The sequence below is a fragment of the Porphyrobacter sp. TH134 genome (assembly GCF_002855495.1).
GTDB lineage: Bacteria > Pseudomonadota > Alphaproteobacteria > Sphingomonadales > Sphingomonadaceae > Erythrobacter.
The window spans coordinates 1-8,467 of sequence record NZ_PKRO01000067.1; the positions used below are offsets into that span (position 1 = coordinate 1).

General features: G+C 62.9%; 7 protein-coding genes. 5 read left to right on the plus strand and 2 right to left on the minus strand.

All coding sequences use genetic code 11. The features are described 5' to 3' along the window. Positions 1 to 203 precede the first annotated feature (203 nt). The 5 genes from C0V72_RS15530 (at position 204) to C0V72_RS15550 (ending at position 6,496) form a co-directional block, all read left to right on the plus strand. Complete coding sequence (locus tag C0V72_RS15530; RefSeq protein WP_101795045.1) at positions 204 to 911, plus strand: response regulator transcription factor; 708 nt, start codon at positions 204 to 206, stop codon at positions 909 to 911. After that, positions 898 to 2,037, plus strand: coding sequence for a sensor histidine kinase (locus C0V72_RS15535; RefSeq protein ID WP_172439062.1), 1,140 nt, complete (start codon positions 898 to 900; stop codon positions 2,035 to 2,037). Before C0V72_RS15530 ends, C0V72_RS15535 begins: the two co-directional genes overlap by 14 nt. An 89-nt stretch (positions 2,038 to 2,126) precedes the next feature. After that, positions 2,127 to 2,711, plus strand: coding sequence for a cytochrome b (locus tag C0V72_RS15540; protein ID WP_101795047.1), 585 nt, complete (start codon positions 2,127 to 2,129; stop codon positions 2,709 to 2,711). After that, a complete protein-coding gene (locus C0V72_RS15545; protein WP_143704634.1) occupies positions 2,708 to 4,738 on the plus strand; it encodes a hypothetical protein in 2,031 nt (676 codons plus the stop codon). Before C0V72_RS15540 ends, C0V72_RS15545 begins: the two co-directional genes overlap by 4 nt. A 144-nt stretch (positions 4,739 to 4,882) precedes the next feature. Then, a complete protein-coding gene (locus tag C0V72_RS15550) occupies positions 4,883 to 6,496 on the plus strand; it encodes a hypothetical protein (protein ID WP_101795049.1) in 1,614 nt (537 codons plus the stop codon). An 804-nt stretch (positions 6,497 to 7,300) separates the two neighbouring features. Here the strand turns inward: C0V72_RS15550 and istB are convergent. Then, complete coding sequence (gene istB / locus C0V72_RS15555) at positions 7,301 to 8,110, minus strand: IS21-like element helper ATPase IstB (RefSeq protein ID WP_101795050.1); 810 nt, start codon at positions 8,108 to 8,110, stop codon at positions 7,301 to 7,303. After that, positions 8,110 to 8,385 carry a hypothetical protein gene (locus C0V72_RS15560; protein WP_233999988.1) on the minus strand — a complete coding sequence of 92 codons (276 nt, stop codon included), beginning with the start codon at positions 8,383 to 8,385 and terminating at the stop codon, positions 8,110 to 8,112. The genes istB and C0V72_RS15560 overlap by 1 nt, the downstream gene beginning before the upstream one ends. Between the last annotated feature and the right edge of the window lie 82 nt (positions 8,386 to 8,467).

The window sequence follows — 8,467 nt, forward strand, 5'->3', positions numbered from 1 at the left end:
TCATGCTCTCGGCTGTACCCGGCGCATGATCGGCTCAGACTGATGCCGAAATCGGCGGGAGCTCCAATAAGCTACACCACGCCGTGGGACACGATCCGCAATCAAAACGCAATGCTTCGCGATCCTTTCGCAACTTCCATGCGCCAACATCTCCACGGGGTATTTCGCCGCGACGGAGTTCACTCGAGAAAGTACGATGGTTTATGCTTGAAACTGCAGGGAAGCCCTTGTCCGACTGCCGAATACTGATTGTCGAGGACGAACCTGAAATTGCCGAGATCCTTTTCTCGTTTCTCACCCGGGAAGAGGCGCGCTGCATGGTGGTGCGCGATGGCGGTGCGGTGCGCGAGACGCTGTGGCGCTGGCATCCGCAGCTGGTGCTGCTGGACATGAAACTGCCCAAGCGCAACGGCTGGTCAGTGCTGACGGATCTGCGCGAAACCCATCCCGATTTGCCGGTCATGGTGATCAGCGCGCTTGGCGATGATGTCGACAAGCTCTCCGGCTTCCGGCTGGGCTGCGATGATTATGTCGTCAAACCCTTCAACCCGCTCGAAATCGTGGCGCGGGCAAGTGTCTTGCTGCGGCGTGGGCACATGGCCGCGCCGATCATCGCGACAAGCCATGGCGCGCTGCGGATCGACCGGGGCGGCTTCCGCGCCTTCTATGGCGATCAGCTGCTTGACCTGACGCGGGTCGAATTCCTGCTGCTGGATGCGCTGGTCAATGTGCAGGGGCGCGTGGTGAGCCGCGGTTTCCTGATCGAGACTGCGCTTGATGGCGATGCCTTTGATCGCTCGGTCGATCCGCATATCAGCCGGCTGCGACAGAAACTGGCGAGCGTGGCCGGCGCGCAGGTCACTATTGCTGCCGTGCGCGGCGAGGGATACCGGCTCGATGTGGTCGGCTAGGCGGATCAGCACCCGGATCACGCTGGGCGCCGTCGCCCTAAGCCTTGCCGCGGCAGTGATCGCCGCCTTCGCGCCGCATCTGGTCTATGCCGTGCGCGATGCCTTGTTCGTCGCCAGTCTTGCCCCGCAAGACCAGACAAGCCTCGACACCCTGATCCGCACCGCCGGCCAATGCGCGCCGGTGGTGCGCGATTTCAAGCTGGCGCACGGCTTTGCCGCCTGGGAGATCAATTACCATGTCGCGCTCGCGGTGCTGATCGCCATTACCGCCGCAACCGGCGGGTGGTTTGCGCACCGGCTTGGCATGGCGATCGGGCAACCGATCGAACAGCTCGCCGCCTTTGCGCGCAAGACCGGATCGGGCGAACGCCAGCTCCCCGCGCCGCTCCGTCCCCATGCCGCCGACGAGGTGACAGCGTTGCATCGGGAACTGAGCCGGATGACCGAAGCCCTGCGCGCCGCCGATGCGGATCTCAAGTTCCGCTCCTCGGCCATTGCCCATGATCTGCGCACCCCGCTCACGATCATGCGCGGCCGGCTGGTGGGCCTGCAATCGGGCGTGTTCCAGCCCGACGCAAAGATCATCGCCGCGCTGTTGCGGCAGGTCGGGATGGTTGAGGAGCTGGTGGGCGATCTCGATCTGCTGACCAGTTCCAAGACCATGATCCTGCAACCCGAAAGCACCCGGATCGATCAGCTTGTCCACCATGTCATCGAAGGCCAGCGCGAGGAACTGCACAATGCCGGGATCACGGTCGCGATCGATTCGCCGCCGCTGACTGCTATGGTGGATGGCAACAAGCTGGCGCGGGCGATCAGCAATCTGCTCGACAATACGGTGCGCTATGCCCCCGGATCGCGGCTGCGGATCGTCGCTTCGGCTGACGCAGATGGTCTGGCCCTCCGCATCGCCGATGATGGCCCCGGCTGGCCGGAGGACGATCCCGCCGCCTTGCTCGATCCGTTTACGCGGGGCGAGACATCGCGTTTGCGCGCGACGGGCGGGGCGGGCCTCGGCTTGGCGATCGTCCACGCGATTATCACCGCGCATCAGGGCGAGGTGACGCTGCTGAGCAATGACACGGGCGGCGCGGTGGTGGAAATCCGGATTCCCGCAAATCTCTGAATGCAAATCGCTTCGCGGCAACTGATCCGCAATATTGTGGCACAAGATCGCAGCACTGACCTGCTTGGATCGCGCTCAAGGAGAGTGCGATGAAATTCTATTCTTTTGCGATGCGCGTCATGCACTGGAGCGCGGCCGTCATCATTATCGTCGCCCTGACACTTGGGGCGTTGCTGGGCTATGGCGTGATCGACGGGCGTTCCGATCTCGGCGGCGTGCTTTACGGCCTGCATATCTCGCTTGGCGTGATCGCAATCGTCATCATGGCGGTGCGCCTTGTTGTCAGGCAGGCCTCGGAGCGGCCTGCGGTCAAAGGCACGGTGGCGGCACGGCGCATTGCGGGCTCGGTCCATGGGGTGCTCTATGCGCTTGCGCTTGCCGTGCCTGTCCTCGGCTACGCGATGGACTTGGCCTATGGCGGGGTGCCGAGAGTGTTCGGGATCGCCATGCCCGATTTCGGTTGGCTTGCGCCGGCAGGAACGCAGCATCCGGCGGCGGAAACGCTCTACACCCTGCACAGCTATGGCGGGCATGTGCTGGCGTTCCTGATCCTCGCGCATATCGCCGCAGCGCTCTGGCGCACGGTGCGCGCCGCGCCCGGGGAGGTTGACGGGCTGCGCCGGATGATCGGCCCCGCCTCCAAGACCACTGACACCGCGCAGAGCCAGCCGTGAGCCTTGTTCTGATGCTGGGCATGGCAGCCGCCCAACCCGCGCAGCCGTCGCAGCCATCCGGGGAAGAATCCGTTGCCGCCACCAATGCGCCGGTGGCCCGCGCATTCGCAGCCGATTTCTTCGCGGCTTTTGCGCCGCGCACCGCATTTGACATGATCGCGCGCCTACCGGGCTTCACCTTGCAGGAAGGCGCATCGGTGCGCGGGCTTTCCGGCGGCGGCGGCAATGTCTTCGTCAATGGCGCACGGATCGCCACCAAGGATATCAGCCTTGAAGATTACCTGCGGCGGATCCCCGCAGCGGCTGTGCTGCGGATCGAGATTGTCGATGCCAGCACCATGGGGCTCGATGCCGCCGCTTTCCGGCAAGTTGCCAACGTGGTGTTGCAAGCCAAGGACGAGAGTTCAGGGGTGGCGACCTTGCGGATGCTGGCGACCCGGCCAGAAGACGTGGCCGCTCTCGGGCAGATTTCGTGGCAGGGGAGTCTTGCCGGGTTGCGGCTGACCGCAGGCGGCGAATATGGCACCAACAACATCAGCCGGATGGAGGGGACGCAGTCCCTATCCGGTGCGCGCGCCAATGCCGATGGCCCCCTGCGCGAAAACCGCGTGAGCCGGATCGCAGCGGGCAATGTCTCGCTCGGCGGCACCCTCGGGCCGGTGACCGCAACCGCCAGCTATTCGCACCGCGAGAACCCATTTCGCCGCAACGCCGATTTCTTTGCGCGCCCGGGCGATACGGCCCAGCCCGATTTTCTCTACGTTGAGAATTACCATTACCGCGATGAAAGCGATGAATTCTCGCTGATGGCGGATGCCACCTTCGGCCGACACAAGCTGAAGCTGGTCGGCCTGCGCTCGCGTGTGCGGCTCGACACTGTATCGCTCGCCTCCACTGCGGTGCCCGATCGCCCGCTGGAAGGCAGCAGCTTCACACTGGCGCAGGTGCAGGACGAGACCATCGGCCGCCTCAACTGGAGCGCAGGCTTCACCTCTTTCGAGCCCAGTCTCGCCGTCGAAATCGCCAATAACACGCTGCGCGCTGACACGATCGCGGTGTCGCTGTGGCCGGGCGCCAACCCATCACAGCAGGACACCAATGTGGTCGAGCGCCGCGTCACGGTGGAAGCCGGGGCCGTGTGGAAGGCAAGCAGCCGGGTGAATTTCAACGCTGTTGTGGCGCGGGAAACGTCGCGCATCACGGTGACCCAGCCGACATCAGCGCGCAATAGTTATGCTTTCACGCGCGGGCGGTTCGTTGCCAATTTCGACCCGTCACCGATCCTGACCACCGCGCTGCAGTTTGAACGCAACGTGGGTCAGCTGAACTTCAATGATTTCGTGGGGGCGCAGCAGGTGTTCGACGGCACGGCAACGATCAGCAATGATCGGCTGCGGCCCTCCAGCACGAACAGTCTTGCCGTCAACATTGATTGGCGGCCGCGCTTTGGCGGCGGTCTCAATCTGCGGGTGTCGCACAATTGGCTGAGCAATGTGGTCGACACCATTCCTCTCGGACAGAACCGGCAAGGCGTGGGCAATATTGATCATGCCACCGAGTGGTTGATCGATCTGGGGCTGACGCTGCCCTTGAACGCGCTGTGGCGGGGCACCGAGCTCGCGATCAATGGCAATTGGCGCGAGACCCGCGTGACCGATCCCTTCAATGGTCAGAAGCGCGCGCTTCAGGGTGGAACCGGCCGACCGTTGCAAGTGGAGCTGCGCCGCGCAGCCAACAGCTCAACCAACTACGGCATCACCTACACCGGTACGTTCCGATCCTATGCTTTTCGCCGGGAGGTTTTTCTCGACTATGCCGAAACCGACTCCTTCGGTTTCTATGTCGAACAAACACTCGGCAAGCACCTCAAACTGCGGCTGTCGGGGGAGCGGCTTGGCGGGCGCAGCATCGACCGCGACTTGTTCACCTCAGGCGGCGTGCGCGGAGTCAATCCGGTGGTGCAGACCGAACGGCGGCGACGCCCGGATTCGCCTTTGTTTCGGTTTCAGATCGAACAGGCGTTCTGACCCTTTGGTGTGTTTGCGGCCACCTTCCCCATTCCTGCGACATGGGACATGAGGATATGTTGGATTTTACCTACTTGGGGCGGCCAGACCATGGCGGTTGCAGCGACACAGATGACGTGAGACCTCGAATCAAGGAAACAGTTGATGCTGAAATGGATATTGCTCGCATCTGCGGCGCTGACGACCACCAGCCTTGCCGCGCAGAACAATGACGGCGGGCACAGCGAACGTGCTGCAAGTGCTGCGCCTCGCTCGGAGGCCGCAGATGCCCATGCGGATCATGGTGCGGCGAAAGCGCAGACGGCAACCCGCCTGCTGCCCAATTACGGCAATGGCGGGTTTGCGATACGCACCCAGGTTCCCGAAGCGCAGGCCTTTTTCGACAACGGGATCGAGCTGGCTTTTGCCTTTGCGCATCAGGAGGCGATTGATGCCATGGCCGAAGCAGTCAGGCAGGATCCGGAATGCGCCATGTGTCTTGCCGGTCACGCATATGCGCTGGGGCCGACGCTCAACTACGGCAAGGAGATGGACGAGCGTGCCGCGCCGTTCGCCTTGGCGAAGCGGGCGCTTGCCTTGGCGAAGAAAGGGGGATCTGATCTCGAAACCATGTTCGCCGCCGCGCTTGTCGAGCGTTACCGTCCCAAGGGCGACACCGCAGCGCGTGACAGGGCCTATGCCGATGCCATGGCGCGTCTCGCTGTGGCCTATCCAGAGCACGCGACCATGCAGACTTTTGCTGCCGATGCGCAAATGATCTCTGATTTCGGCAAAGACTCAATGCGCACCGCGATGAATCTTCTTGAGGCGGTCCTGGCCCGCGAACCCGACCACACCGGGGCAATCCACTTCTATATTCACGCAACCGAAATCTATGGCGAGCCGGGGCTGGCCGAACCCTATGCCGACCGCCTGGCCGCGATGAAGCTCGCTGCCAGCCATCTCGTCCATATGCCCGCCCATACCTGGTACTGGGTCGGTCGTTATGCTGACGCCGCGGAGGCCAACCGCATTGCCGTTGAGATCGGCGAGCACCACGCGATGGTGATGGACGATGACGACCCGATGAAGGTCTGGAACATCCCCTATCACACGCACAACGTTATCTTCGGACTGGGCGGGGCGCTGATGGCCGACGATTCTCGAACGGCTCTGCTGCTGGCCCGGCCCTTGATCGGCCGTGCGGAGGCACAGGAACAAGGGAGCTTCTTCGGCCAGCTGCTGTTGTCATCCGCCTATTTTGCCATGGGGCGCTTCGAAAGCCCGGTGGCTGTCCTTGCCTTGCCGGAGCCAAAGCTGCCCTATCTCAAGGCCGCTTGGCATTATGCTCGGGGCGAGGCTTATGCCTTTCTGGGGGACACGGCAAAAATGATGGCGGAGCGCGAGGCCATTCCTGCGCGGATGGAACTTCCCGCAGAGGACGAAAAGGATCGGCTTGCCGCCGCCGACCAGATGCTTTCGATCACCCGCGCAGTTCTGCTGGGTCGGGCTGCCATGAGCGAGGGCCGCTTTGACGATGCTGCGGCCTCTTTTACCGAAGCGGCCCTCGTCGAGGAGACCGAAGACTTCAGCCGTTTCACCGATCCTCCGGCCTTCTGGTATCCTGTCCGGCGCGATCTTGCGCGGGCGTTGCTTGCAGGGGGCGACCGGGAAGGGGCATTACGCGAGGCTCGGGCAACGCTGCGGTTGCGACCGCACGATCCGGTCGCGGAGGGGCTCATTGCGCAGCTGATGCCAACTGTCTTGTCGGCCCAATAACGATTATGGGGAGGTAAAGTGGGAGGGCGGGTCTACAACGCGTCATAGCCATAGGTGCGAAGTTCCGGCACGGCCCTAATGCGCATGGACGAACTTTTCTGTGCCGCTCGGTACATCTGTTCACGTGTCGGTGGCTAGGCGAATAGCGGCTTTCAAATTTGGCTTGAGACCAACACCTCCGAATCCAGCCAGAGCTGCGCTACGAGAGCGTCGTCTTGCGCAAGCGATGAGGGATGAGGCCACGTCAGTGCCCCTCGCCTCAGCGAAGCATATATCCGTCCTTCCCGCGCCTCCACACTCGTCGCAAGTCGATAGAGCCCACGCCCGGCGTGGCTCAAGCGGTTCATGCCCTTCGTGAAGGGAACCATCAGCGGCAGGATTGGCCACACCAGCGCGCGTATCGGCCAAGGCTGGCTTCGCGCAAGGCCCGTTCCGGGCGTAAGGCCCGGATCATACGCGAAGACCCGCCGATGCGCGCCTCCTCGCATTGTGCGAGATACAGAGCTGTCATCAGGTTGGCGAGTTTCGAGCTTGAATAGGCTCGCATGTAGCGCGACGATTACGGAGTCCGGTCGGCGTCAATTATGATGGCCGGTAGGCGGCCGCGCCGGTTGGTAGGTTTTGGCTACCATGAGCGGTTTTGAGGGGCAAGCGTCAGCGACATTTACAACGCTGTGTAATTGTCGCTGACGCTGGCGGGAAGTGGCGCCTTGAAGCGCATGGGATGGTTGGGGGGTAATTGCCGCTGGCGACAATTGCTCGTTGCCTCAGCAAGAGCGGTCCTGAGCGCGAAGCGAGCGACAATTATGATGGCCGGTCTGTCGCGCCATTCGATAGGTCATAATCGCCGGCTTTGATGCGGGCGACGGCGGAACGCTTGCGGTAGCTTTCGCCGTTCATCTCGATGATGGTCGAGTGGTGCACGAGGCGGTCGATCGCGGCGACGGTCATGGCGGGATCTGGAAAAACGTTGTCCCATGCCGAGAATTGCTGGTTGGCGGTGATGGCGAGCGAATGCCGTTCGTAGCGGTGTGCGATGAGCTCGAACAAGGCGCTGGTCTCGACCTGATCTTTGCGGACGTAGGACAGGTCGTCGAGGATGATGAGATCGAACTTGTCGAGCTTGTCGAGCATCGCGGGCAGACTGAGATCGCGGCGCGCGGCCTGGAGCTTCTGGACCATGTCGGTGGTCGAGCAGAACAGGACGCGCCGCCCGGTGTCGATGAGGGCATGGCCGATGGCGGCAACCGCGTGCGTCTTGCCGGTCCCGCTCTGGCCGAACAGCAGCAGGTTGCCGCCGTTCTCGATCCAGTCGTTGCCAGCGGCCAGGGACATGAGGTGCGGTTTGCGGATGCCGGGGGCGGCATCGAAATCGAAGGTAGCGAAGGTCTTGCCTGCGGGGAGCCCTGACTGGTCGCGATGGCGCTGGATACGGCGCGACGAGCGTTCGGCCATCTCGATCTCGAGGAGCGAGGCCAGCAGGTTGGCCGCTGGCCAGCCATCGCGATCGGCGGTGTCGGTGAGGCGCTTCCAGTTGCGGTTGATGCTCGGCAGACGCAAGGCCTTGAGCAGGGTAGGCAGCACGGCGGCGGCCTGGTCCTTGGTGCGGGTCATCAATGACACTCCCCGCTGGTGATCAGGCTGTTGTAGCTGTGCAGGTCGGGTGGTGGGATGGAGACATCGCGCTGGGACCTTGCGGTTGGCAGGAACTCGTCCCTGAGAGCGACGACATCAGGCAAGCGCCCTCGGTCGAGTTCTTCGTCGATCCGCCGGGCCAGCACGTCGACACAGTCGGCTCTTGCGGCGATGTCGAGCAGGGCGACGGCATCGCGGCAGGCCTGCTGTCCATCAAGTTGGTCGTCGAAGGCTTGCCAGGTGTCAATGGACACCCAGTGTTACGAGCTAAGGCGACACCCAGTGTTACGAGGTGTCTCGTTGTGACCGTGCGATGATTTCAGGGGCGGGGAGCAT

Excerpts from the sequence above, each read along its gene's own strand:
- C0V72_RS15535 (WP_172439062.1), top strand. The coding sequence starts at position 898 with ATGTGGTCGGCTAGGCGGATCAGCACCCGGATCACGCTGGGCGCCGTC.
- istB (WP_101795050.1), bottom strand. The coding sequence starts at position 8,110 with ATGACCCGCACCAAGGACCAGGCCGCCGCCGTGCTGCCTACCCTGCTC.
- C0V72_RS15540 (WP_101795047.1), top strand. The coding sequence starts at position 2,127 with ATGAAATTCTATTCTTTTGCGATGCGCGTCATGCACTGGAGCGCGGCC.
- C0V72_RS15550 (WP_101795049.1), top strand. The coding sequence starts at position 4,883 with ATGCTGAAATGGATATTGCTCGCATCTGCGGCGCTGACGACCACCAGC.
- C0V72_RS15530 (WP_101795045.1), top strand. The coding sequence starts at position 204 with ATGCTTGAAACTGCAGGGAAGCCCTTGTCCGACTGCCGAATACTGATT.